The sequence below is a fragment of the Gammaproteobacteria bacterium (ex Lamellibrachia satsuma) genome (assembly GCA_019623805.1).
Lineage (GTDB): Bacteria > Pseudomonadota > Gammaproteobacteria > Chromatiales > Chromatiaceae > QGON01.
Genome location: CP053680.1, coordinates 1,195,484 through 1,219,412, shown reverse-complemented (window position 1 = coordinate 1,219,412; position 23,929 = coordinate 1,195,484). Strand labels below are relative to the sequence as shown.

The following is a 23,929-nucleotide window of genomic DNA, read 5'->3' as shown; positions in this document are numbered from 1 at the left end:
TTTATGCGGGTTTCAGGGTGATGTCCCGATTTTTTCAACAAAGTTATCCACAGATGATGTGAATAAGTGGGAAGTCGTTTTTCAAAGCCGGGTTACAACCGTTTTCAAGCAATATTCTGATGAAAATTCGCTAACATGTTGATTTAACTTTTTGGGAGGGATGCCTCTCAGAGCGGAGAGCCTGCTTAACGAAATATATCAAATCTGAAATATTGAGGCGTAGAGCGGCAGGGTTTTGGGTATAATCCCCGCTCTTTTTTATGGACCGGACTGTATCAGTGATCGAAAAGCTCAGAAATATCGCCATCATCGCGCATGTTGACCACGGCAAGACCACGCTGGTGGACGAACTGCTGAAACAGTCAGGAACCCTGGGGGAGCGCTTCGGCGAAGTCGAGCGGGTGATGGATTCGAATGACCAGGAGAAGGAGCGTGGCATTACCATCCTCTCCAAGAATACTGCGATCCGCTGGAACGACTTCCGCATCAATATCGTCGATACCCCAGGCCATGCCGACTTTGGTGGCGAGGTGGAGCGGGTGCTCTCGATGGTCGATTCGGTACTGCTGCTGGTGGATGCTCAGGAAGGACCGATGCCGCAGACCCGCTTCGTTACACAGAAGGCCTTCGATCACGGTCTGCGCCCTATCGTGGTGGTCAACAAGATAGACAGGCCTGGCGCCCGTCCCGAGTGGGTTATCGATCAGGTGTTCGAACTCTTCGACCGCCTGGGTGCTACTGATGAGCAACTCGACTTCCCGATCATCTATGCCTCAGCCATCAATGGCTATGCGGGTCCTGAAGAGGATGTGTGCGAAGGCGATATGACGTCACTGTTCGAGGCGATAGTTACGCACTGTCCGGTGCCCGATGTGGACCCGGACGGTCCTTTGCAGATGCAGATCTCCAATCTTGACTACAACAGCTACGTGGGCGCTATTGCAGTGGGCCGTGTCGCACGGGGGACTATCCGTCCCAACCAGCAGGTTGTTGTGGTCAAGTACGACGGGGAGGAGCACAAGGCCAGGGTCGGGATCGTGTATGGATACCTGGGGCTTGATCGGCACGAGGTCAAGGAGGCGACGGCCGGCGATATCATTGCCATTACGGGCATGGATGCGCCAAATGTCTCCGATACCCTCTGCGACCCGGAGAGTGTGGACCACCTGCCTCCTCTGAGCGTGGATGAACCTACCGTCTCCATGACCTTCCAGGTCAACGCATCTCCCTTTGCCGGCAAGGAGGGTAAATATCTGACCTCCCGCCAGCTCAAGGACAGGCTGGAGCGGGAGCTGATCCACAACGTGGCCCTGCGAGTGGAGGAAGGTACCGATCCTGAGAAGTTTAAGGTCTCCGGTCGTGGCGAACTGCACCTCTCGGTGCTGCTTGAGAGCATGCGCAGGGAGGGTTTTGAGCTGGCGGTCTCCCGTCCCGAGGTCATCTTTCGTGAGGTCGATGGTGAGGTTTGCGAACCTTATGAGCAGTTGACCGTTGATGTGGAGGAGCTGCATCAGGGAACCATCATGGAGGCCTTGGGTACCCGCAAAGGTGAGCTTAAGGATATGGTGCCTGACGGTCAGGGGCGTGTGCGTCTTGACTATGTCATCCCTTCCCGTGGCCTGATCGGTTTTCAGACCGAGTTTATGACCAGTACCTCAGGCACCGGTCTGATGTATCACGTATTCGACCATTATGGGCCTGCTCAGCACGGTGGTATCGCCCCGCGTAAGAACGGCGTGCTGATCTCCAACGGCCAGGGCAAGGTGCTGGGGTTCGCCCTGTTCAACCTGCAGGAGCGAGGCAAGATGTTCGCTTCACCGGGGGATGAGGTCTATGAGGGGCAGCTGGTGGGTATCCATGCGCGGGCCAACGATCTTGTGGTCAATCCGCTGAAAGGCAAGCAGCTCACCAATGTTCGTGCCTCAGGCAAGGATGATGCGATCATGCTTACACCGCCGTTGAAGTTTACCCTGGAACAGGCGCTGGAGTTCATCGAGGAAGATGAGCTGGTGGAGATTACCCCCAACGCGATTCGCCTGCGCAAAAAGCATCTCAAAGAACACGAGCGGAAGAAAGTGGCCCGGGGCGGCTGAAGTCAGTCAGCGGCCCGGATTCAGAAGAGATCTACATCGCCGCTCGACATTTCGTTGGCTTGTACTGATTTCTCCTTGAGTCTGCCGAAATCCTGCTGAATCTGTTGCAGTATTGATGAGAGTTCTGTCAGGGGAGGTTCGCCTCCCTGATGGTGCAGCAGGATGCCGCTGATCTGGTTGGTTACCTCTGTGAGTCGTTCGAGCCGAAGGTGCGAGTGCTGCAGAATTTGCCGGCTCATGTCGTCGACCTGGAGTGAGGTGAATCCCGCAGCTACCTGTTGCTGGGTTTTCTGCGTGATGGCTGCAATTTGTGACGTATTGTTGCGCACGACTCGATTGATCGACTCCATGTCATCCCACATTTGGTTCAATGCTGCCTGAGATGCGTCGATGGTGGAAATGTCGGTGGAGGCGGATTTTTCCACGATGGAACGGATGCTGTGGATATCCTCCTGCATCGCTGTTAATTTTTCCTTGATCTGGTTGTTGAAGTTAGTGGTGCGCTGTGAAAGGTTTCGCACTTCATCTGCTACCACGGCAAAACCACGCCCGGCGTCACCGGCGCGGGCGGCCTCGATTGCTGCGTTTAGCGCCAGGAGGTTGGTTTGTGCGCTGATGTCGTCCACGTCCTTGAGCAGACTGACCGCCCCATCTGCATCCGTATTGATATTGGTGAAGCGGTCGACCGCTGCGCGCCATGGAGAGCGAAGCGAGGGCGCGTAGTCCCCGGAAGGCGTAGGCGCGGGCGTATGGCCGGAGTGGCGGAAGAACGAAGTTCTGCAGCCAGCGGAGGCCATATGCAAGCGCATCCGACACGCCGTCTAGCCATTTGAGGTAGTGCTGCGTAGCCAGCGCCGAGCGAAGCAATGGTGTGGCGAAGCGGCACGGACGCAGGGCGGCCGGGGCACAATAGGCTGTCGTGACAAGCGAGGGCGAAAGGGGGACTGGGATGTCCCGTTTCGCATCCTGAGCGTCGCGACACACTTGGATGGTTTTGTTGGCTTCTGTGACACCGCGAATGGTGCTGGCAAAATTGGCCACAATCTTTTCAGTTTCGTGTGCAAAGCCTTCGATGCCGGCGATCTGCTGGTTCGTCTCTTCTGATTTAACAGATTGAACCAACTGGTCGACCAGGCTGCTCAAGGTCTGCTCCTGCCGGTTGCTTTCGTTGTTGATCGTGGCGAAGTTGCTGGATAGGCGGTTGATGGCATCGTTCACCAGATTGGCGACATGGTTAAGGTCGGAATGCACCGCCTGAAACTGGGTGTTGACCTCCCGCATGGCCTGATCAAACAGGCTTTCATACTCCACACTCTGCTGGATTTGGGTTGCGGCAGCCTTGTTTATGGCTTCGGATTGACGCTGTTGCTGGAAATGGTGGCGGATAAGGCCTGCGACTATTGCACTGAGTGCAATTCCCTGGAAACCCAGCCAGGCCCAACTGTTTTCAATTATGGTTTGGCTCACAGTGCCTGCAAGCAAGGCGCCCAGTGCAATCCATGGAAATGGGTATTTGGGATTCATGGTCAAGGTCTCCGTGTTCCCGGATGACTAACCCAAACTGTTTTGTTGCTTTGACTGGTACAGGGTTTGAGGGTACCAATTACCCCTGTTATCGGCGGGGATATTGTTTTCTTTAGCGCAGATTGTGCGAAGGTGAATGTTTAAGAGTTTGCAAGCTTCGCAGAAAAGAAAAACCCCGGCGGCATTCCATGCTGTCGGGGCTTTAGTCGCCTGATTGTGGTTGGCAAAGGTGTTCTCTCCGTAGCTGCGCCGTTCCTGCGCATTTCGTCGTTCCATCTGCATCCTTGCCAGCGACGGGTACAGATTTACACAAAGCGGTGAGATTTTGTGTGGGCAATGACCTCATCTCTTGTAGGAATTTTCTGAACATTGTGACTGTTGCAGGTGAAATGCGCGGTGTTTCCCTGGGAGTTGTCAGGGTAAACTCTCGATTTCATGGCATGTATCTATTCTAAAAACGAAAGCTGCGAAACCCACAGCTTTACCCGGAGACAGAAATGATTGGACTGCTGCAGCGAGTGTCAAATGGCAGCGTGAGGGTAGAGCAGGAGGTGATCGGAGAGATCGGCCATGGACTGCTGGTGTTGGTCGGAGTGCAGAGGGACGATAACGAGGCCAAGGCCGACAGGCTGTTGGAGCGTCTGCTCGGTTACCGGGTATTCCCTGATGAAAACGGACGCATGAATCTGGGGTTGCGTGATTTAGGCGGCGGTCTCTTGCTGGTGCCTCAGTTCACCCTTGCGGCGGATACGCACAAAGGAAAGCGACCCGGATTTTCCAGTGCGGCACCCCCTGCAATGGGGGAAGCCCTTTTTCTCTACCTGCTCGATCGTGCACGGGAGACTCACGGGGATGTGGCGAATGGTCGCTTTGGTGCTGACATGCAGGTGGAGTTGACCAACGAGGGTCCAGTGACCTTCTGGTTGGAAACCTGATGCTCTGACAGAGCGCTCCTCTACTACTTCTTTGCCTTTTTGGTTGCCTCGTGCAGGTCGAATGCCAATCGATATGCCGTATAGTATTTGACGATGTTACGTGTATAGCGCACGGTTTCCTGTCCGACAATCCTGAGCGCCGCGTGCTCAACATTGAGGAACCAACGGTTCCTGTCCAGCCCCATTTTTTCGGCTTTTGCGCGCATTTTGCGTACTTTTGCCGGGCCGGCATTGTAGGCGGCGAGGCTGAAAAAAACGCTGTCCTGCGGTGAGATGGAGGGATCGCTGAAGTAGTGTTTGCGTAGCCAGGCCAAGTATTTAATACCGGCGTGAATATTGTTCTCCAGCTTCTCGATGTCTGAAATGGCGACATGTTTGTCGGTGGCTGTTGCCTTGCGTATCTGCATGATGCCGATAGCCCCGGAGGGATTACGCTGGCGCTGATCGAGTCCGGATTCCTGGTAAGCCTGAGCGGCAACGACCAGCCAGTCGAAATCATACTGTTCGGCATATTTTTTAAAGAGGCTACTGACTTGATTCAGACGGTCATGTTCATTGGGTTCCAGGGGGTTTTTGATCCATCGGGTCTTTTCATAGTAACGCTTGAACATCATGTTACCGAGCAGACTGCCCTTTTTGATCTTCCCGATATAGCCATCCAGGCTCTGCAGTAGTTTGGGGTTGTTCTTTCTCACCGCCCAGGCAAGCTGGCTCCCGGAATGGATAGGGTGTCCTGGATATAGCTGAATATTTTTCAGCACCTGTGACCAGATCCTGGCGATGTGGTCGTCGGCGACCGTGTAGTCGACGACCCCGGCGTTGACCATTTCAAGCAGATCTTCGGTCTGCAGATATTCACTTACTTCGATGATTTTGATCGGCAGCCGATTCTCTTTGCTGAATCGGTGATTGATCTGTTTCAGATGTGATGCATAGCTGCTGCCTTTCAGTACATGCAGGGTCTTTCCCGCCAGGTCATTGTGGGACGTTATGGGCGCAGCGGATTTTGCGGCCACGATGATCTCCTGCACGTCGGGCAGATAGGGTTTGCTAAATGCGACCATTTTTTCCCGACCCGGCGTAATAGTCAGCCCGGCTGCGGCGATGTCCCCTTTGCCTGAGAGTAGAGCAGGCAGCAACTGATCGAAAGGAACGGGGATAAATACCAGGGCGGTATTGATCTGGTTTCGCTTACTGTCTTTGTTGAGGTGTTCTTTATATTTCTCCAGCAATTCGGCTTCAAACCCTTTGCTGTTACCGTTGTGGAGAAAAAAACCGGTGCGGTTGTGACTGACCAGTACACGGATAGCGGTACGCGTGCGCATCTCATCAAGGTCACCGGAGAATTGCCGGGTGACGGTTTCGAGTATGGAAGTGCCATCCGCCGCAAAGAGACCAAGAGGGAGGCAGAAGAGCAGCAACAGACTGACCAGCTGTTTTATGTCGACAGGTTTATGGTTGCGTTGGTCTGGTTCTGTTTGAGTGGGAGATTCCATGTTTGAAAAAGCTCAGGTGGTTATAATTCTCAAAATCCCTGTCCAGACTATCCTTCTCTTGCGCCACAATTGATACTGTATATAATAACAGTATGAAAATAACCACAGGTCAAGCCCGATGAAGTTGACGCCTAGACAGACAGAGGTTCTTGAGTTGGTTCGCTCTCACCTGGAGGTGACAGGTTTTCCACCAACCCGTGCGGAGATTGCGGAGGCTCTGGGTTTCCGCTCTGTGAATGCGGCTGAAGAGCATCTGCGGGCACTTGCGAAAAAGGGGGCCATTGAACTGCTGAAGGGCCGCTCACGCGGGATTCGGTTATTGCTGCCGGAGGAGCAGGACGAAGGCATGCCCGTGGTTGGCCGGGTCGCGGCAGGCAGTCCGATTCTTGCAGAAGAGCATATTGAAGAGCGCTACCCTTTCTCTCCGGCGCTTTTTCATCCACCGGCAGACTATTTGCTGAGGGTGTCGGGTACGAGTATGCGGGATGTGGGCATTATGGATGGTGATCTGCTCGCAGTACATCGAACTTCCGAGGCGCGCAACGGCCAGATCGTGGTGGCGCGTCTGGATGATGAGGTGACAGTAAAGCGGTTTCATCGTGATGCCCAGCGTCGGCATCTGGTGGTTCTGCTGCCCGAGAATCCCGATTTTGAACCAATCAGGGTTGATTTACGGGAACAGCATTTAGCGATAGAAGGATTGGGTGTCGGTGTTCTACGCCAGGGACTGGAGATTTCGAACCGTTTCAGCCGCAACTAAAAGCATCGTATCGTATATACTATCTTTGGCTGGTTGTAGGGTGCGCCGTGCGCACCTTGATTGCTCATTCTGGTGCGCACAGCGCACCCTACGTTCGCCACATGCAAAGAAGCCACGCAACATCAGCACGAACCTTGAACCTTGAGATACCAAAGAGGAGCGAAGGATAGCCAACGCCGCAACAGTTGAGATCTGCACGGGGTTGCTGTCGTTGCATTGTCGATTTTGTGCAGGCAGGGGAGACGGTTAGGTGCTGGGAGTTCTATTACTGGGGTTTCTGATAGGCCTGCAGCATGCGATGGAAGCGGATCATGTTGCTGCAGTCGCTTCACTGGCAACTCAAAACCGCACACTCGCACAGACAGCCAAGCAGGGTGTTGTCTGGGGACTGGGGCACGCCTTGACGCTGTTTCTCTTTGCTGGAGTAGTGCTGGTTTTCGATCTGATCATGCCGGAGTCTCTGGCTCGCACCCTGGAATTGGCGGTGGGTGTGATGCTGATTCTACTGGGCGTTGATGTTTTGCGTCGCCTGATCAATGAGCGCATGCACTTTCACGCCCATAATCATGGAGAACTGACCCATTTTCATGCTCACTCCCATCAGGGAGACGGCGCGCATGATGCTGATCCTCATTTGCACAAACACTCCGAGCGGTTTCCCCTGCGTGCACTCTTTGTCGGCATGATGCATGGCATGGCGGGTTCCGCCGCGCTGATCCTGCTGGCGCTGGAGACAGTGGTCTCTCCTCTTGAAGGTCTGCTCTATATCCTGGTTTTTGGTTTCGGTTCAATAGCCGGCATGGGGCTTTTGGCGCTGGTGATCGGTCTGCCCTTGCGTCTCTCATCCCGTTCCCTCACATGGGCGCATAACGGCCTGAAAGGGGTTGTGGGTTTTCTCACGGTGGGGTTGGGTGCTGCTGTGATCGTGTCGGTCATTTAACGTTTTTTTCGTATTTGCCGTCGGTACATCACACTTTGTCTGCACGGGTGGATGGAACAAATTGCCTGATTCACCGGCTCCGGTTAAACTCGACCGTTGATAACTCCCGAATTTTTCACAAATATTCAGCTACGGAAAGACATTTGGAAGCGGCGCAAAAAACCAATCTGTTGGAGCTCGACCTTAAGTCGATGGAGGCTTTTTTTGTCGACCTGGGCTCAAAGGCCTTTCATGGCCGCAATGTGTTCAAGTGGATTCACAAACACGGTGTGGTTGATTTTACGGCTATGACCGATATCTCCAAGCGGCTGAGAGAAAAACTGGAAGCCGTGGCCGAGGTGCGTCTGCCCGAACTGGTTTTCGAACAGCCGTCCTTGGACGGCACCCGCAAGTGGGTACTGGAGCTTGAGGATGGCCAGCGTATCGAGACCGTTTATATCCCGGATGATGGGCGCAGTACCATCTGTGTCTCCTCGCAGGTAGGTTGTGCTCTGGACTGCTCCTTCTGCTCCACCGCCCAGCAGGGGTTCAACCGCAACCTGAGTGTGGCGGAGATCATCGGTCAGGTCTGGGTGGCGGCCAGGGAGCTGGGTCACTCCCCCACCAACGTGGTGATGATGGGCATGGGCGAGCCACTGGCCAACTTCGATCCTGTGGTGACCGCGATGGACATCATGCAGGACGATCTGGCTTACATGCTCTCCAAATACCGCGTGACCATCAGTACCTCCGGGATCGTGCCTGCTCTTCGGGAGCTGAAGGAGGTGAGCGATGTCAGCCTCGCCGTCTCCCTGCACGCGCCGGATAATGCGCTACGTGATGAATTGGTGCCGATCAACCGGAAATATCCCCTTGAAGAACTGATTCCCGCCTGCCGTGACTTCATAGAAGGTGATAAGCGGCGCAAGGTAACCTGGGAATATGTGATGCTTGATGGGATCAATGACAGCATCAAACACGCCAAGGCGTTGATTCGCCTGCTTGAGGGGACACCCTCCAAGGTCAACCTGATCCCGTTCAACCCGTTCCCCGGCAGCGACTATAAAACCTCACCGCCGGAACGTGTTGAAGCCTTTCGCCAACGGCTGAAACGCTCGGGTATTATCGCAATGACCCGCAAGACCCGTGGTGACGACATCGATGCCGCCTGCGGCCAATTGGTGGGTAAGGTGCGGGATCGTAGTCGCCGAGATCTCAAATCCAGGCAATCACAGCCTTTGCAGGTGAATCCCTCATGAAAGGCCTAAGTGTGCTGCCTCTTTTTAGCGTGTTGTCAGTCGTGTTGTTGATGAGTGCCTGCGCCGGTCAGGAGACCCGGCAGGAACAGGATAATATTGGAGATCTGGGAAGGAGCACGCAAGAGAGCCCGGCCGATATATATTTACAAATGGGCATTGCTTATATGCAGGATGGCCAACCGGCGATTGCTCTGAAGAAGCTGAAGAAGGGGCTTGCTGTTGATCCGGATAATGCCGAGATCCACAATGTAATCGCCATTTTTTACGAACGTTTGGGCGAGACGCAATTGGCTGAAACGCACTACGCTGAGGCTGTAAAACTGCAGCCGAAAAACCCTTATATCCATAATGCCCGCGGCAGCTTCTTTTGCAAACAGAAACGCTATCAAGAAGCGAAGGATGAGTTTGAACGTGCGGTGAGTAATCCGCTCTATCCCACTCCATGGGTTGCACTGACAAATGCAGGACTCTGTGCCGAACGGGCTGACGATAAGACCCTGGCAGAATCCTATTACCGGCGGGCGCTCTCCAGCAAAAAAGACTATCCGCTGGCACTCTACCAAATGGCGGAAACCAGCCTGGAGCTGGGGAGCTATCTGCCGGCGCGTGGTTATCTAGAACGTTACAATTCAGCGGCTCAGCCAACTGCAGGATCATTGTGGCTAGGGGTGCGGATCGAGCATGCATTGGGTGGCCGGGAGCAGGCCGCTGCATATAAAAAGCTGCTCAGGGACAGGTTTCCGGACGCCCCTGAGGTTCAGCTCCTCAATAAAATAGAACGATAAAACGATAATGAGTGTGCTTACCAATAATAGTGAAAGTGAGTCGGAAGCGGCGGTAGAACCCATTGAGAGCCCCGGGGCGCGTCTGCGTAAAGCGCGTCAGTCCCTCGGCCTGGATCAGGCGAAAGTTGCCGCCCAGCTCCACCTCAGTGAGACAATGATCGAGTCGTTGGAATGGGATGATTTCGATGTCCTGCCCGGTGCGGTTTTTGTACAGGGATACTTGCGCAACTATGCACGTTTACTGCAACTGCCCGAGGGGGAGATACTGGCAGCTTTTCAGGCACTATCACCCGCTCAGCAGAGTCATGGTTTTCCCAACGTGAAGGTGACGACAGTGGGGAAAGAGGTGCGCAGCAGTCATGGTGCCGTGCGCATGATGACTTGGCTTATTGTGATCTCTCTGTTGGTGCTGCTGGGTATTTGGTGGCAGGGCCAGCTTGATCTGAGGTTGGGTGGGGATCCTGTTGATACACCTGTAGAGGTGGCCCCTGTCATCGAGCCATTGCCGGAAACGCAAAACGATGCTGGCGTGTTAACGCTTAGCCCACCCCCTGCGCAGGAAGACGAGGCGCCAGTTGAATCTCAAGCGGTTGTTGCAGATCCTTTGGAAGGGGAGACGCCGAGTGAGACTGAAGTGGTCGAGGCAGAGGACGTGGTGGTCGCGGACCAGGAGACGGCGCAGGAATCCATGGCTACTCAGTTGGAGGAGAGTGAAGCGGATGCTGTTGCGAGCGTTGACGAACCGCCTCCAGCGCCAGTGGAAACCCCGGCACCAGCACCTGCCGCCCCAAGGGTTGTGTTCGAGTTTTCTGAGCGGTGTTGGGCAGAAGTGCGTGATGCCAACGGCAAGGCGCGAATTTTTGGTGAGATTGCTGCGGGTACCACGCGTTTGCTTGATAAAGGCCCCGCCCCCTATACGGTAGTGCTGGGCAATGCATCGGGTGTAAGCATAACCGTTGATGGGGTCGCATATGACCTTAAACGCCATGCCCGGGCGAATGTGGCCCGCTTCAGTTTCGATCCGTCAAATTTGTAGTTTGGGTTATGTGATTTCCCCCTGCAGTGTGCCAGTCTGCTTCATCCGTGTTAGTCTACGCGGTTTTAACCGTTCCACTTAAACGATTACCAGTAGTTCCAGCCGATGGCAAAAAACATCCAGGCAATCCGTGGGATGAAAGATATCCTGCCTGAGCAGACACCTCTGTGGCAGTTTCTCGAAGATACCGTGCGTTCGGTCCTAAGCCGCTATGGGTACGGCGAGATACGCATGCCCATCGTGGAGTTGACCGAGCTCTTCAAGCGCTCTATCGGCGAGGTGACTGACATCGTCGAGAAGGAGATGTATACCTTCGATGACCGCAACGGAGATAGCCTGACCCTGCGTCCGGAGGGCACTGCTGGCTGTGTACGTGCCGGTCTGGAACATGGCCTGCTGTTCAACCAGGTGCAACGCCTCTGGTATCGTGGTCCCATGTTTCGTCATGAACGGCCCCAGAAGGGACGCTATCGGCAGTTTCATCAGATCGGGGTGGAGAGCTTTGGTCTCGAAGGACCCGATGTCGATCTGGAACAGATACTCATTACCCATCGCATCTGGCGTGAGTTGGGCCTGGATGGACTGGAACTGCAGCTCAATACTCTGGGCACTGCGGAAGAGCGAACTGCCTACAAGGTTCTGCTGGTAGACTATTTTCGTAGTCGTATCGACGAACTCGACGCGGACAGCCGACGTCGTCTTGAGAGCAATCCGCTGCGGATTCTGGATACCAAGAACCCGGATATGGCTGCAGTGGTGAGCGATGCGCCTACCCTGATGGACCATCTTGGTGACGCTTCGCGCGCTCACTTTGAAACCCTTTGCGCCGGTCTGGATGCTGCGGGGGTGGCCTATGTCATCAATCCGCGTCTGGTGCGAGGGCTTGATTACTACGCCCGCACAGTGTTTGAGTGGGTCACCACACGGCTCGGTGCCCAAGGTACTGTTTGTGCCGGCGGACGCTATGATGGGCTGGTTAAACAGCTGGGGGGGCGCCCCACACCGGCGGTAGGTTTCGCCATGGGCCTGGAACGCCTGATTGCCCTGCTGGAAGAGAGCGAGACGGCCAAACGTCTGTCCTCGGTGGACCTCTATCTGGTGATGATGGGTGAAACCGCGCAACGTGAAGGTGTGCAGTTGGCTGAGCGCCTGCGGGATGAACTGCCGGATCTGAAGTTGATTGTGAACTGTGGTGGCGGTGGTTTTAAGAGTCAGTTCAAGAAGGCGGACAAGAGCAATGCCCGTTACGCCCTGATCTTTGGGGACGATGAACTGGCCAATGGAGAGGTGGGTATTAAGCCGCTGCGTGGCGAAGGCGAACAGCAGCAGGTGAAATTGAGTGAACTGGCGGGCATTATTGCCGGTCTGACAGCGTAAAATCACTCTAGTGGGCTATCGGGTTTATCCGTTTATAGCCTCCTGTTGGTGATTATTTTTGACTGAACAAAGGAAACCGGATGAGCGTTTACCAGACTGAAGAAGAACAGGTCGAAGCGTTAAAAAAATGGTGGCAGGAGAACGGTAAATCCGTAGTCGCCGGCGTGGTGATCGGATTGGGTGCCGTATTTGGCTGGCAGTCCTGGGGGGAATACAAAGAGCGGGTTGGTGGAGACGCCTCAGTCGCTTTCAACCAGATGATCACAGCTGTAGAAAGTGGCGACAGCGATTCTGCCAGCAAGCAGGCGGAGCTATTACGCCTGGAGTACGAATCCTCGAACTATGCGGTTTTCGCAGCGTTGGCACAGGCGCGCATCAAACTCGATGCAGGGGACTCCCCAGCAGCCCGCTCACAGTTGGAATGGGCTATAGATAACGCTTCAGAATCTGGCCTGAAACAGATCGCGCAGTTACGGCTGGCGCGCGTTCTGTTGAGTGAGGGCGATCTGGATGGCGCTGCCGCCCAGGCGAAGGTCGATAGCGGATCCTATGCAGGTGAATTTGCCGCACTACGGGGTGACATTGCCCTGGCCCGTCAAGATAATAAAAGCGCCCGCGACGCCTATAGTCTTGCCCTTGCCAATGGGGTGGGTAACAGCGCACTGGTGCAGATGAAACTTGACGATCTGGCAGTGGAAACACCCTGAGGTCGTTATGAAGCGCGTCTGGTTCGGGTTCTTTCTGCTCTCGCTGCTGTCTGGCTGTAGCAGTCTCTTTTCCGCCAAGGATAATGCCGATCCACCGGCGGAACTTGTGGATTTCACTGAGGCGCTGGAACTTGAAACGCTATGGCAGCTCAATGTGGACGGAACCGACGGTAAGTTTCTCGCGATTGCCCCTGCAATTGCTGATGAACATCTCTTTATCGCAGATCCGAAAGGCCGGGTGGTGGCGGTTGACCGTCTCAGTGGCAAACGACTGTGGGATGTGGAGACCAAGCTGCCGGTGAGTGGTGGTCCGGGTGCGGGCAATGGTCTGGTGTTACTGGGCACTGCTGAGGCTGAACTGGTGGCGCTGAACGCAGCGGATGGCAGTGAGAAGTGGCGTCGCCGGGTCACTAGCGAGGTACTCTCGGTTCCTGCTGCATCCCGGGGCGTTGTGGTGGTACGCACCGTCGATGGCCGTGCGGCCGGGCTGTCGGCTGATACAGGTGCCAACCGTTGGACCTTTGACCATTCGGAACCTGTTCTCACCCTACGTGGCAACAGCTCACCAATCATCAATGAAGACCAGGTGTTCATCGGCTTTTCCAACGGCAAGCTTGCCGGACTCTCTCTGGATAGCGGTACTGCCAATTGGGAAGCAACGGTTGCCACCGCGCACGGGCGGACCGAACTGGAACGGATAGTGGATATCGACTCAGATCCGGTGGTGGTGGAGGGCGTCGTCTACGCTGCCAGTTTTCAGGGACAGGTTGCAGCGGTTTCCGAAAGCAGCGGCGTGGTGCTATGGAGGCGGGATATCTCGGTGCACACTGGTCTGGATGCGGATTGGAGACAGCTCTATGTCACTGACGACGAAGACGCTATCTGGGCTCTCGAAGCGGGCAACGGTGCGACCCTGTGGCAACAGAAGGCACTTCACGCAAGAAAGTTGTCGGCTCCGGCTATTATTGGCAATTATCTGGTAGTGGGAGATTACGACGGTTACCTGCACTGGTTCTCTCAGGAGGATGGCCGCATGGTTGCGCGCATTCGTGTGGGCAGTGAGGGTATTCGCGCCAAACCCCAGGTGGTGGACGGCATCGTCTATGTCTTTGACGACAGTGGAAAGCTGACTGCATTGCGCATGCGTCTGCCCGAAACGGAAACCCCCTGAGTCGAAGCCATGCTTCCTGTCATTGCTCTTGTCGGTCGCCCCAATGTGGGCAAGTCCACGCTTTTCAATCGCCTCACCCGCAGTCGGGACGCCTTGGTGGCAGATCAGCCCGGCCTCACCCGTGATCGTAAATATGGCACCGGAAAGATGGGTGACAGCCCCTATGTGATCGTCGATACCGGCGGCATCAGTGGTGATGAAGGGGGTGTTGAGTTCCTGATGGAGCAGCAGGTGCGCCAGGCCATTGGCGAGGCGGATCATATCCTCTTTCTGCTGGATGCCAGAGAGGGCTGTACCGGCGGTGACGAGATGATTGCCGCTGAGCTGCGCCGCACCGGCAAGCCGATTACCCCGGTGGTGAATAAGAGTGAGGGTTTGGAAGTGGAGATGGCCGCTGCCGACTTCTTCTCCCTGGGACTGGGTGAACCCTCAGCGATTGCTGCAGTTCACGGCCAGGGTGTGAATACCCTGATCAACCAGGTACTCGATACCCTGCCACCGGTGGAGACGCCGGACGAGGAGAACAAGGGGACGCAGATCGCGGTGGTTGGGCGCCCCAATGTGGGTAAATCGACGCTGGTCAATCGCTTGCTGGGAGAGGAGCGGGTGGTAGCATTCGACCAGCCGGGCACCACCCGGGACAGTATCTTTATCCCTTTTATTCACGACGAACGTCCCTATACGCTTATCGATACGGCGGGTGTGCGACGGCGCGCGCGCATCCACGAAGCGATCGAAAAATTCAGTATCGTCAAAACACTGCAGGCCATCGAGCAGGCCAATGTGGTGCTGATGGTACTCGATGCCCATCAGGGTGTGGGAGAGCAGGATGCCACCCTGGCGGGTCACGTGCTGGAGAGCGGCCGCGCACTGGTACTGGTGGTGAACAAATGGGATGGCCTCACACCCGACCAGCGTGTGCAGATGAAAGAGGAGATTGGCCGAAAACTGCCGTTTCTCAGTTTTGCGCGGCTGCATTTCGTCTCCGCCCTGCACGGTTCAGGTGTGGGTGACCTCTACCAACTGGTGGATCAGGCCTATGAAAATGCCATGCGGGACATGGCGACGCCTGAACTGACCCGGTTGCTGGAGCTGCTGGTGCAGGAGCATCAACCGCCATCTGTGCATGGTCGGCGTATCAAGATGCGTTACGCGCATCAGGGTGGAAAGAATCCGCCGATTATTGTGATTCACGGCAATCAGACCCAGCATGTGCCGAATCCCTACAAACGCTACCTGGTGGACCGTTTTCGCGAAGCGATGAAGTTGATCGGGACGCCGATTCGCATCGAGTTTCGCTCAGGCGACAACCCCTATGAGGGCAAGAAGAACAAGCTGACCAATCGACAGATACAGAAGCGCCAGCGACTGAAGAGACACGTCAAACGCCAGGATCGGAAAAAATAGTGGTTAGGGGTCGCTCCACAAGCTTTATCGGGTCTACGGCAAATTAATCCCATTAGGATTTGTAGGGTGCGCCATGCGCACCAAAACAAGCCGGAATCACGGTTGTACGCTAATACTGGTGCGCACAGCGCACCCTAGATCGTGGCTGAATTCGCAATTATTAAATTGATAGCGCGCTAGAACACCCCCAGATCTTGATAAGAGCGCGCCAGCTTGCTTACCGCGATGTAATAGGCCGCAGTGCGGTAGTCCTCGATCTCCTCTTTACGGCAGCGGATGTCGATGATCTCCTGTAGTGCCTGACGCATACTGTCATCCAGACCCGAACGCACCAGGTCCTCCTCATTGGCCCCCTTCTCCAGCTCACTTCGGATCCACTCCGGAATAGTCCGGCCGTTGGTATCTTCCAGTGCTTGCAGGATATGGCGTCCGCGGTTCTCATCGTAACGGCGTTCAAGACGGCCGAAACGGATATGGGTGAGGTTCCGAATCCACTCGAAATAGGAGACCACGACACCGCCGGCGTTGACATAAGCATCCGGCAGGATTGTGATGCCACGGGTGCGCAGGATGCGGTCAGCCTCGAAGGTGATGGGACCATTGGCGGCCTCGGCGATCAGTTTCGCCTGGATATTGGGGGCGTTGTCTTCGGTGATGACGGCCTCGACAGCGGCCGGAATCAGTATGTCGCACTCCATCTCCATTACCTTGGCGCCATCCTCCAGAAACTCTGCCCCGGCAAAGCCCTGGAAGCCGCCGTGGGAACATTTATGGTAGAAGGCTTCCTCGATGTGGATGCCGTCAGGGTTGAAGAGTGCCCCGTCGTGTTTGATGATGGCGATGATCTTGGCGCCATCCTCCTCGGAGAGAAGCCTGGCGGCGTGGTAACCGACATTACCGAAGCCTTGGACGATGATGCGTTTCCCTTCCAGATCACCATCCAGACCGGCCTCATTGCGCTCCTCCTTATGTCTGAAAAATTCTCGCAGGGCGAACTGCACACCACGCCCGGTGGCCTCGGTACGTCCCTGCAGACCGCCGTGGGCGACCGGCTTGCCGGTGACACAAGCCACATAGTTGATGTCTTCCGGGTAGAGGTGTTTATAGGTGTCTGCAATCCAGGCCATCTCCCGCTGGCCGGTGCCGACATCGGGAGCGGGTACGTTGGTGGCAGGATTGAGAAAACCTTTGTTGGCGAGTTCCCGGGCAAAGCGGCGGGTGATGATCTGTAACTCATCCCGGGTATAGTTTTCGGGATTGATGTGCAGTCCCCCTTTGGAGCCGCCGAAGGGGACATCCACGATGGCGCACTTATAGGTCATCAGTGCTGCCAGAGCCTCCACTTCCATCTGATCCACATTCTCGGCAAAACGGATGCCGCCTTTCGATGGCAGACGATGGATGCTGTGCACTGCGCGCCAGCCGGTGAACACCTCAATACGGTCACGGATCTTTACCGGAAAGCTGACCTGGAGTACCGATGTGCAACTCTTGATGGCGTTGTCGACCCCCGGTGGCAGATCCAGGATCTGCAGTGCCCGATCGACCATGTGATCGACACTCTGACGAAAAGATAGGCCACCTGGGACTTCTGTCATTTTGGAAACTCCTGGATCGGGGAAACAGTTTTGATGTTTGAAGTCTAGTTGATGGTGCGGTTACTGCTGCAGCGTTCGGCCTCCATCGACGGGGATAATCTGGCCGGTGATGTAGTGGGCATCCCGCACCAGAAACAGCAGGGTTTGTGCAATATCCTCAGGGCTGCCGGGGCGCTTAAGGGCCGTGCGGTTGAGGATCTCTTCCTTTTCTGCGGCATCCAGTCCCCGTTCCGGCCAGAGGATGGCTCCGGGTGCAATTCCGTTGACGCGGATCTCCGGTCCCAATTCACGTGCCAGGGATTTTACCAGCATGGCGTTGCCTGCCTTGGCGACGGAGTAGATCGGGTGGGCCTTGAGTGGCCGTTCTGCGTGGATATCCACCAGATTGACGATGCAGCCGTCAGACACTTTCAGCAAAGGGGCGGCAGCCCGGGAGAGAAAGAAGGGGGCCTTGAGGTTGCTGCCGATAAGGTCGTCCCAGTCGGTCTCGGTGGCTGTTTCCAACGGAGTCGGGTAGAAACTGGAGGCGTTGTTGACCAGCAGGTCGAGGCGGCCGAATACACGCTTGGCCGCTTCAATCAATAGTGGCAGATCTGCGGTTTCGTGCAGATCTGCCTGCGCGAGGACGACTGATCCGGGGCGCCCGGTTTCAAGCTCCGCCTTTAGTCTTTCTGCGGCTTGGGAGGAGTTGCGGTAGTGCAGAACAAGGTTCATCCCTTCCCGGTGGAGGCTGCGGGCGATTTGGGCGCCGATGCGGTGGGCACCACCTGTGATCAGTGCGCACCTGCCGCTGAGTGGCGGGGTGATCGGTTTTTGCGTCACGCTTGTACTCCGTGGTTGAATGCGCCACTACTTTATCGTACTAGCCCGGTTTCTACATTATGTCCGATTGTCTGCAGTCGCCGCACCACTCATCCCCCAATAGCCTGCCGTCCCCGGATGCCGCAGCACTGGCTGTCAGTGAACAGCTGGAGCGCAGGATTCGTGACGAAATGGAGCAGACAGGCGGTGCGATTCCCTTCGATCGATTCATGGAACTGGCGCTCTATGCGCCGGGGCTGGGCTATTACGTGGCAGGAAGCCGCAAGTTTGGCGAGGCGGGGGATTTTATCACTGCACCGGAGATCTCTCCCCTGTTCGCACGCTGTCTTGCCCGTTCCGCACAGCAGTTGCTGGCGGAGATCGGCGGGGGGGCGATTCTGGAGTTCGGTGCCGGTTCAGGTCTAATGGCTGCCGATATGCTGGCCGAACTCGAACGGATGGATGCGCTGCCGCAGCGCTATCTGATCATGGAGGTCAGTCCTGAGTTGCAGGCGCGCCAACGAGAGACTATAACCCGGCAGGTGCCGGAACTGTCGGCGCGGGTCGAGTGGCTGGATCATCTGCCGGATGCTTTCTCCGGGCTGGTGGTGGCCAACGAACTGCTCGATGCCATGCCGGTACACCGTTTTCGCATGCGCTCGGGGGGGGGAGAGGAGAGTTTCGTCGCCTGGGATGAAGCGGGATTTGTGGAGCGTTTCGAAACGGTCGTCAGCCCGGAATTAGACTCAGGTATTGAGCGGATCCAGTCGGCTAACGGGGCGCTGGCGGAGGGTTATGTCTCCGAGGTCAATTTGCGTCTGCATGGTTGGATGAAGGCTTTGGGAACTATGATGGAGCGCGGTGCAGTTCTGCTGGTGGACTACGGCTATCCGCGCAGCGAATTCTTCCATCCGCAACGCACCAGCGGTACCCTGATGTGCCACTATCGCCACCGCGCTCACCCCGATCCGTTTCGCTGGGTCGGTCTGCAGGATATTACCACCCATGTCGATTTTACCGCTGTCGCAGAGTCGGGTGTCGCAGCAGGTTTTGAACTGTTGGGGTATACCACCCAGGCGCACTTTCTGATGGCCAGCGGACTGGACAGCCTTTTGGCGGGTTCGGACCCCAATGACCTGGTCAGTCACATGGAGCTGGTGCAGGGGGTGAAACGCCTGACTCTGCCATCAGAGATGGGTGAAAGGTTCAAGGTGCTGGGGCTGGGTATGGATGCCGGGCAGCGTCTCAGTGGCTTTAGCCTGAGGGACTTACGTGACCGGCTCTAGGTCCTAGGGTTGGACCGCTGATTTTGCGGTTTCCCGGGGCTTTAGCTCGGCCAAAGCCTCGTCAATTGCGGCATCGAGGTAGAAGGAGAACAGCTCCACTGTGTTGATGCCGATCATGCGTTTGCGTACCTCTGAGCCCTCCCCATTGAGAAACAGCAGCGTCGGGCTTAAATGGACATCGTATCCATGGGCAAAATGGGCGGCATCCTCGCGCTTTCCCTCGAAGTTTGTGACGTCCTGGCCCAAATCGATAAGGATTTCGCGCATGATGACCTTCTCTTCATATTCCCCGCTCAACAACATCGGATGCAGTATTTCCTGTTTCATCAGGTCGCAGAATGGGCAGTGATCCTGAGAAACCATCAGGAGAATAGGGAGTTTACGCTGGATGGAGAGCCTGCCATCCTTTTGTAGATCTGTGGTGATGGGGATACGGATTCCCTCGGTGGAGAATGCCGGGTAAGAGAGCAGCAGAAAGAAGCCGACAAGGCAGCCGATTGTCAGGTTTCGCACGATATCTCCAAGCTGTCAGTGGGTCGAACACAGTATAAAGAAATCTGCTCAAATCGTCCCGTAGGATGCGCTTGTGGAGATTATCTGTCAGTGACGAAATGACTAAACCATACTCTTAGTATGGAAAAGGCGCCAACTCGACCGGTTTAGCGGTTTCGGGCGATGGCATCTGCCGGCAGCTCGATCTTCTGCATGGCTGTCCGGGAGTCTCTGAGTGCGCTGTCGAGTAGGTCTTCGTAGTCTTCCTTGCCGTTGAAGCCCACGATAGGGGCTGTCAGAGGGTTACCATTGGGATCGAGAATTACCACCGTGGGGGTGGCAAAGATCTTGTAGCGGCCGGTGAACTGGCGGCTGCGGATTCGGCTGCCGTCAAAATCGGTGATTTTGCCGCCACTGCCGGTGTTGTATTCCAGAATTGTGGCCTTATTAACGGCTTCTGGATTTGCAAGCATCGGTTTCAAAACCTGCTCTTTGAGTAACTCGCAGTAGCCACAACCATCGGCAGTGAATACCACCAAAATCGGACTATCGGCCAAAGCGGCCTGCTCGGATACGGCCTCCCAGTCAGTGGTGCTCTTGAGTTCTGTTGCGTTGGAGGCGGAAAAGACAAAAAGAAACAGAAAGGCTAAAAGTAATCGCAACTGCATGATCATCCTAGTTATCAAATCCATGACTTACATAATAAGAATATCATGAGTTTTTAATATATCAACTATTTCTCAGGTTTTTCCCCTCTAATTGTGAACAGGGTTCATATCACCGGCATCTTTCTCTTCAACCTGAATCGGTTGGAGATGAGTGAAACGGGGGGAGTTGTACGACAGGCCACTTCAGGTGTGGTGTATTGGGAAGTATGCTGTTTTTGGCGGCAGCCAGTATGTTACCGGCTTTCCTCAACGGGCTGATGTTGAGCGATAGCGCTGAAAACGGCCACGATAATTTTTTCCACCCAGATAGAGCGGCACGATTTCATCGATATCCTTGGGTTTGATGTCCAGGTCGGGAAAACCATTCTCACCGCAGGTACTATCCGTTTGCAGGGAGAGATAGTTGTCCTGAGAGAAAGGTTTACCTGGGAGGTGTTCCAAAAGGCGGGCTTGCAGTTGGGAGGTGCGATCTCCCAGACCGACGACTTGCCGCTTCAGATTAAGCATCTGTGCTGTATAGAGGACCAACTCCCGCAGAGTGAAACTGCGTGGTCCGCAGAGATTGATATGCTTGCCAAAGGTGTGACGATTTTTCAAAGCCCGATGGAATGCTTCAGCCACGTCGCCAACATAAACGGGTGCGAAGCGGGTTTCAGGGCAGGCGAGGGGGAACAAGCCGGGTGTGAAGCGCAGTAGCTGAGCAAAGCGATTGAAGAAGCTGTCTCCAGGGCCAAAGATGACCGAGGGGCGAAAACTGGTGACTTGCATAGAGGCGCTGCCGTGCGTGTGGGCGCGGTTTTCCCCCTCGCCTTTGGTGCGGAGGTATTGGCTGGTACCGTTTGCCTCGCTGGCGTTTAATGCGCTCATGTGCAACAGTCTGGGAACCCCTGCGTCACGGCAGGCATCGACAAGAGTATCCACCAGTTCAACATGAATTTTTCGGAAGCTGCCCGTGTGACGGCCTTCATTGAGTATGCCGATGAGATTGATCACCGCATCGCAACCCATAAACTGCCCTGCCAGTGCTGCCCGGTCAAAGATGTCGGCACTGGCGAGTTCGCAACCAGGGTGGATCTTGAGATGAGAGAAGCGTTCGGGATGGCGGGTAACTATCCTGCAGGCGGTACCCTCTTTGCTTAGCCGTCCCACCAGATGTTGTCCAACAAATCCGCTTCCACCGAGGATACAGACACGAACAACCATCATCACTTTCTCTCCAGCATTTTTATACTTGTAGTTGGTGAATAATGGACCCGAATCGATAGTGGTTCAACTATCCTGTTTAGCAGAGTGAAGCCAAGGCGCTGATGGAGAATCTAACCCTGACATTTGGACTCTTCCCGATACTGCTCTTCCTTCTTCTAGGTGGCGTTGTGGGTATCGTTGCCGGTCTTTTTGGTGTGGGAGGTGGCTTGGTGGTGGTGCCTGCACTGATTTGGGGATTGCCCCTGGTGGGGGTCGAGGCGAGTCTGGTGGTGCATATCGCCGTGGGAACTTCACTCACAACGATTGTTTTTACCTCACTTGCGGCCATTCGCGCCCACCAGAAACGTGGTGCTGTGCTCTGGGATTATGTCTTGCGATTGACCCCGGGCATCCTGGTGGGCAGTTGGCTTGGAGGGATTGCCGCCGGCGCTATGGATGCGATTATGTTGCAGCGGGTCTTTGGTACCTTTGCCGTCCTGGTGGCGCTGCGGATGTTTTTTCTCGGCAACAGCAGTTCGGCATACCGCCTGACACAGGCGTGGCTGATGACTCTGGCAGGCAGTGCTATCGGCTTGGTGTCGGCGATCGTCGGCATTGGTGGCGGCACAATGACCGTGCCGTTGCTGCATGCCGGTGGGGTGGAGATGCGCAAGGCTGTGGCAACATCAAGCGCCTGCGGTCTGCCGATTGCTCTCGCCGGCGCCGCCAGTTTTGCGATAACGGGCTGGGCTGTGGAAGGGCTGCCGGCAGGGAGTACCGGTTATCTCTATTGGCCGGTTGGCCTGATCATCGTAATGACCAGTGTGTTGACAGCACCATTTGGTGCGGCATTGGCGCATCGATTGCCGGCAGTGATTTTGAAACGGGTGTTTGCGATTTTTTTACTGTTGATGGGTATACGGTTACTGCTGGGGTAGCGACTGCCTCGATTGTATAGCGGAGGGACTGGGCAGCTGAATCGGCATTTTGCGAAAGAGCAGGAGCTGATCCTGATTGCCTTTCAGCGCCAGTCGCCCCTGGTTGTGGGCGAACTCATAGGCCAGGGTCTTGTTCGACTTGGGGTCGTGAATCAGGAGCTGATTCTGTCCGAGTCTGTACAGTCCGTCCTGGTAGTGATTGCGGTTGGCATAGATTCGGAAATGGCCGTAGGCAAGAATCAGAACCTTTCCACCCTGTCCTTTCCAGACGCCATCCAATGGAGACTGGGGCATATTGAGCAGCTGAGTGGGGGCAGTGGGTGTGGTTTGCTGGTAAGGCTGAACGTTGGACGCGGCAGGTGCAGCACCTCCAGTGATCTGGCTCCCCAGGTTCTGTATCTGTTCCTGCCCGGATTTGGCCAGAGCGGGGGCCTGCGACATCATGCCCTGCATCGGCTGTTGCGTAACAGATGGCATAGCTGGGGTAGCCATGCCCGGCATCATCTGCTGACCTGGGATCGCACTCCCCGGCATAGTGTAGAGAGACCAAGGTGCGGGAGTCATATTCTGCCAGCTGTTGAATGGCTGAAAGTTGTTGCCGGAGGACCAGTTTACCCCGTCATTCGGGTTGCTGCCCTGAGACTGATTGGCAATCTTTCCCATCGCATCCATCATCGACAGCATTGCTCGCGCCATGGTGTTTGATGTGCCGCTCCCACCCGCCATCACGAACGGGGAGCAGAGGATGAGTAATAATAACTGTTTGTTGAATCGAAACATCTTTAGTCTGTGGTTTAACATCAGGTTATCTCATTCTTGGACCGGGGGGGAGTGGCCGCTCCGCTCTTGTCAGGAAAGGCTAATGGTGGTTAGCTATGCGTAGAGCAGTCAATTGACTGCGGAACTGCTTTCTGTGATCCCAATACCGCAAATGGTAGCAGGGTTATCGGCAGATGATATGCCTGAATGGTTGAAAATAAGACGACAATAAATACCGAGACTCTAATTTGCTCGGGCGAGGGGAGAGAGTAGATTCAATGAACACGCAACAACGATCTGATGGAGAGCGTAGAACCGGCACCCAGGGAATGATCGATAAACTGCTCGATGAGCGTCAGGAGATGCTGGTGCTTTTTTGTCAGGTGGCCGGGCTCGAACCCTATTCACGGACGGAGTCATTGGAAAAGCTGCTGCAGACTTTTTGCCAGGTCCTGGTGGATTATACCGCCTTTGGTCATTTCGAAGTCTTCGGTCATATCAGTGACGGTTCTGAGAGACGTGGTCGTGTAATCAAGGTAGCTGAAGAGATCTATCCCGGTTTTGTCGAGGCCACAGAGGCGGCAGTGAACTTCAACGATAAATATGACCTTTCAGACCATGAATTGAAACTCGACAAGCTGTCAAAAGATCTCTCTTCTCTGGGAGAAGAGCTGGCGATTCGTGTCGAGCTTGAAGACCGACTGGTTGCAACCATGTTGGCGCGCTGAGCTTC

At 55.3% G+C, this 23,929-nt stretch carries 24 protein-coding genes; 15 read left to right on the top strand and 9 right to left on the bottom strand.

The features are described 5' to 3' along the window. Positions 1 to 278: 278 nt before the first annotated feature. Entirely contained in the window at positions 279 to 2,093 is a 1,815-nt protein-coding gene (typA, locus tag HPY30_05120) for a translational GTPase TypA (GenBank protein ID QYZ65417.1), read from the top strand. Positions 2,094 to 2,113: 20 nt separating this feature from the next. On the opposite strand, the gene HPY30_05115 is transcribed toward typA, so the two are convergent. Beyond that, positions 2,114 to 2,902 (bottom strand): hypothetical protein, encoded by a 789-nt coding sequence (locus tag HPY30_05115; protein ID QYZ65416.1) that lies wholly within the window; start codon positions 2,900 to 2,902, stop codon positions 2,114 to 2,116. A 421-nt stretch (positions 2,903 to 3,323) separates the two neighbouring features. Between HPY30_05115 and HPY30_05110 the strand changes: the two genes are divergently transcribed. Further along, positions 3,324 to 3,644, top strand: coding sequence for a hypothetical protein (locus tag HPY30_05110; GenBank protein QYZ65415.1), 321 nt, complete (start codon positions 3,324 to 3,326; stop codon positions 3,642 to 3,644). On the opposite strand, the gene HPY30_05105 is transcribed toward HPY30_05110, so the two are convergent. Next, the gene (locus tag HPY30_05105; protein QYZ65414.1) at positions 3,645 to 3,893 is read right to left on the bottom strand and encodes a hypothetical protein; all 249 of its coding nucleotides are present in this window, start codon (positions 3,891 to 3,893) and stop codon (positions 3,645 to 3,647) included. It lies immediately after the preceding gene. A 221-nt stretch (positions 3,894 to 4,114) separates the two neighbouring features. On the opposite strand from HPY30_05105, the gene HPY30_05100 reads away from it, so the two are divergent. After that, positions 4,115 to 4,552 carry a D-tyrosyl-tRNA(Tyr) deacylase gene (locus HPY30_05100; protein QYZ65413.1) on the top strand — a complete coding sequence of 146 codons (438 nt, stop codon included), beginning with the start codon at positions 4,115 to 4,117 and terminating at the stop codon, positions 4,550 to 4,552. Between the two features lie 23 nt (positions 4,553 to 4,575). Here HPY30_05100 and HPY30_05095 read toward each other — a convergent pair whose 3' ends face one another. Continuing rightward, on the bottom strand, positions 4,576 to 6,048 hold the full coding sequence (locus HPY30_05095; protein QYZ65412.1) for a transporter substrate-binding domain-containing protein: 1,473 nt from the start codon (positions 6,046 to 6,048) through the stop codon (positions 4,576 to 4,578). Positions 6,049 to 6,166: 118 nt separating this feature from the next. Here HPY30_05095 and lexA point away from each other — a divergent pair, with 118 nt between their 5' ends. The 9 genes from lexA to der all read left to right on the top strand — a co-directional run bounded on the left by lexA (position 6,167) and on the right by der (position 15,469). Next, a complete protein-coding gene (lexA, locus tag HPY30_05090; GenBank protein ID QYZ65411.1) occupies positions 6,167 to 6,808 on the top strand; it encodes a transcriptional repressor LexA in 642 nt (213 codons plus the stop codon). 250 nt (positions 6,809 to 7,058) lie between these two features. Further along, on the top strand, positions 7,059 to 7,748 hold the full coding sequence (locus tag HPY30_05085; protein QYZ65410.1) for an urease accessory protein: 690 nt from the start codon (positions 7,059 to 7,061) through the stop codon (positions 7,746 to 7,748). Positions 7,749 to 7,891: 143 nt separating this feature from the next. Beyond that, a complete protein-coding gene (gene rlmN, locus HPY30_05080) occupies positions 7,892 to 8,986 on the top strand; it encodes a 23S rRNA (adenine(2503)-C(2))-methyltransferase RlmN (protein QYZ65409.1) in 1,095 nt (364 codons plus the stop codon). After that, positions 8,983 to 9,771: a type IV pilus biogenesis/stability protein PilW gene (gene pilW / locus HPY30_05075; GenBank protein ID QYZ65408.1), complete on the top strand. Its 789-nt coding sequence runs from the start codon at positions 8,983 to 8,985 to the stop codon at positions 9,769 to 9,771. Before rlmN ends, pilW begins: the two co-directional genes overlap by 4 nt. 7 nt (positions 9,772 to 9,778) lie before the next feature. Then, entirely contained in the window at positions 9,779 to 10,807 is a 1,029-nt protein-coding gene (locus HPY30_05070; GenBank protein ID QYZ65407.1) for a helix-turn-helix domain-containing protein, read from the top strand. A gap of 105 nt (positions 10,808 to 10,912) precedes the next feature. Further along, positions 10,913 to 12,184 (top strand): histidine--tRNA ligase, encoded by a 1,272-nt coding sequence (gene hisS, locus HPY30_05065; GenBank protein ID QYZ65406.1) that lies wholly within the window; start codon positions 10,913 to 10,915, stop codon positions 12,182 to 12,184. Between the two features lie 80 nt (positions 12,185 to 12,264). After that, positions 12,265 to 12,891 carry a tetratricopeptide repeat protein gene (locus HPY30_05060; protein QYZ65405.1) on the top strand — a complete coding sequence of 209 codons (627 nt, stop codon included), beginning with the start codon at positions 12,265 to 12,267 and terminating at the stop codon, positions 12,889 to 12,891. Next, positions 12,863 to 14,062, top strand: coding sequence for an outer membrane protein assembly factor BamB (gene bamB / locus HPY30_05055; protein QYZ65404.1), 1,200 nt, complete (start codon positions 12,863 to 12,865; stop codon positions 14,060 to 14,062). Before HPY30_05060 ends, bamB begins: the two co-directional genes overlap by 29 nt. A gap of 9 nt (positions 14,063 to 14,071) precedes the next feature. Then, the gene (gene der / locus HPY30_05050) at positions 14,072 to 15,469 is read left to right on the top strand and encodes a ribosome biogenesis GTPase Der (GenBank protein QYZ65403.1); all 1,398 of its coding nucleotides are present in this window, start codon (positions 14,072 to 14,074) and stop codon (positions 15,467 to 15,469) included. Positions 15,470 to 15,645: 176 nt separating this feature from the next. On the opposite strand, the gene HPY30_05045 is transcribed toward der, so the two are convergent. Both HPY30_05045 and HPY30_05040 read right to left on the bottom strand, forming a co-directional pair. Further along, on the bottom strand, positions 15,646 to 17,067 hold the full coding sequence (locus tag HPY30_05045; protein QYZ65402.1) for a Glu/Leu/Phe/Val dehydrogenase: 1,422 nt from the start codon (positions 17,065 to 17,067) through the stop codon (positions 15,646 to 15,648). 60 nt (positions 17,068 to 17,127) lie between these two features. Then, complete coding sequence (locus HPY30_05040) at positions 17,128 to 17,874, bottom strand: pteridine reductase (GenBank protein QYZ67915.1); 747 nt, start codon at positions 17,872 to 17,874, stop codon at positions 17,128 to 17,130. A 74-nt stretch (positions 17,875 to 17,948) separates the two neighbouring features. On the opposite strand from HPY30_05040, the gene HPY30_05035 reads away from it, so the two are divergent. Further along, positions 17,949 to 19,154 (top strand): SAM-dependent methyltransferase, encoded by a 1,206-nt coding sequence (locus tag HPY30_05035; GenBank protein QYZ65401.1) that lies wholly within the window; start codon positions 17,949 to 17,951, stop codon positions 19,152 to 19,154. Between the two features lie 3 nt (positions 19,155 to 19,157). Here HPY30_05035 and HPY30_05030 read toward each other — a convergent pair whose 3' ends face one another. The 3 genes from HPY30_05030 to HPY30_05020 all read right to left on the bottom strand — a co-directional run bounded on the left by HPY30_05030 (position 19,158) and on the right by HPY30_05020 (position 21,520). Beyond that, positions 19,158 to 19,670, bottom strand: coding sequence for a thioredoxin fold domain-containing protein (locus HPY30_05030; protein ID QYZ67914.1), 513 nt, complete (start codon positions 19,668 to 19,670; stop codon positions 19,158 to 19,160). 143 nt (positions 19,671 to 19,813) lie between these two features. Beyond that, positions 19,814 to 20,314 carry a thioredoxin fold domain-containing protein gene (locus HPY30_05025; GenBank protein ID QYZ65400.1) on the bottom strand — a complete coding sequence of 167 codons (501 nt, stop codon included), beginning with the start codon at positions 20,312 to 20,314 and terminating at the stop codon, positions 19,814 to 19,816. A 246-nt stretch (positions 20,315 to 20,560) separates the two neighbouring features. Further along, complete coding sequence (locus HPY30_05020; protein QYZ65399.1) at positions 20,561 to 21,520, bottom strand: complex I NDUFA9 subunit family protein; 960 nt, start codon at positions 21,518 to 21,520, stop codon at positions 20,561 to 20,563. 101 nt (positions 21,521 to 21,621) lie between these two features. On the opposite strand from HPY30_05020, the gene HPY30_05015 reads away from it, so the two are divergent. Continuing rightward, positions 21,622 to 22,437 carry a sulfite exporter TauE/SafE family protein gene (locus HPY30_05015; GenBank protein ID QYZ65398.1) on the top strand — a complete coding sequence of 272 codons (816 nt, stop codon included), beginning with the start codon at positions 21,622 to 21,624 and terminating at the stop codon, positions 22,435 to 22,437. Here HPY30_05015 and HPY30_05010 read toward each other — a convergent pair. Then, positions 22,423 to 23,238, bottom strand: a complete 816-nt coding sequence (locus tag HPY30_05010) for a hypothetical protein (protein ID QYZ65397.1) — start codon at positions 23,236 to 23,238, stop codon at positions 22,423 to 22,425. The genes HPY30_05015 and HPY30_05010 overlap by 15 nt on opposite strands. Positions 23,239 to 23,474: 236 nt before the next feature. Between HPY30_05010 and HPY30_05005 the strand changes: the two genes are divergently transcribed. Beyond that, entirely contained in the window at positions 23,475 to 23,924 is a 450-nt protein-coding gene (locus tag HPY30_05005) for an Rsd/AlgQ family anti-sigma factor (protein ID QYZ65396.1), read from the top strand. The last annotated feature ends 5 nt before the right edge of the window (positions 23,925 to 23,929 follow it).

Coding starts and splice junctions, on each gene's coding strand:
- HPY30_05005 (QYZ65396.1), top strand. CDS start 23,475: ATGAACACGCAACAACGATCTGATGGAGAGCGTAGAACCGGCACCCAG.
- HPY30_05020 (QYZ65399.1), bottom strand. CDS start 21,520: ATGATGGTTGTTCGTGTCTGTATCCTCGGTGGAAGCGGATTTGTTGGA.
- pilW (QYZ65408.1), top strand. CDS start 8,983: ATGAAAGGCCTAAGTGTGCTGCCTCTTTTTAGCGTGTTGTCAGTCGTG.
- HPY30_05115 (QYZ65416.1), bottom strand. CDS start 2,902: ATGCGCTTGCATATGGCCTCCGCTGGCTGCAGAACTTCGTTCTTCCGC.
- HPY30_05035 (QYZ65401.1), top strand. CDS start 17,949: ATGTCCGATTGTCTGCAGTCGCCGCACCACTCATCCCCCAATAGCCTG.
- HPY30_05110 (QYZ65415.1), top strand. CDS start 3,324: ATGGTTAAGGTCGGAATGCACCGCCTGAAACTGGGTGTTGACCTCCCG.
- HPY30_05045 (QYZ65402.1), bottom strand. CDS start 17,067: ATGACAGAAGTCCCAGGTGGCCTATCTTTTCGTCAGAGTGTCGATCAC.
- HPY30_05105 (QYZ65414.1), bottom strand. CDS start 3,893: ATGGAACGACGAAATGCGCAGGAACGGCGCAGCTACGGAGAGAACACC.
- HPY30_05095 (QYZ65412.1), bottom strand. CDS start 6,048: ATGGAATCTCCCACTCAAACAGAACCAGACCAACGCAACCATAAACCT.
- HPY30_05025 (QYZ65400.1), bottom strand. CDS start 20,314: ATGCAGTTGCGATTACTTTTAGCCTTTCTGTTTCTTTTTGTCTTTTCC.
- HPY30_05100 (QYZ65413.1), top strand. CDS start 4,115: ATGATTGGACTGCTGCAGCGAGTGTCAAATGGCAGCGTGAGGGTAGAG.
- HPY30_05010 (QYZ65397.1), bottom strand. CDS start 23,238: ATGTTAAACCACAGACTAAAGATGTTTCGATTCAACAAACAGTTATTA.
- hisS (QYZ65406.1), top strand. CDS start 10,913: ATGGCAAAAAACATCCAGGCAATCCGTGGGATGAAAGATATCCTGCCT.
- der (QYZ65403.1), top strand. CDS start 14,072: ATGCTTCCTGTCATTGCTCTTGTCGGTCGCCCCAATGTGGGCAAGTCC.
- HPY30_05070 (QYZ65407.1), top strand. CDS start 9,779: ATGAGTGTGCTTACCAATAATAGTGAAAGTGAGTCGGAAGCGGCGGTA.
- lexA (QYZ65411.1), top strand. CDS start 6,167: ATGAAGTTGACGCCTAGACAGACAGAGGTTCTTGAGTTGGTTCGCTCT.
- HPY30_05060 (QYZ65405.1), top strand. CDS start 12,265: ATGAGCGTTTACCAGACTGAAGAAGAACAGGTCGAAGCGTTAAAAAAA.
- HPY30_05015 (QYZ65398.1), top strand. CDS start 21,622: ATGGAGAATCTAACCCTGACATTTGGACTCTTCCCGATACTGCTCTTC.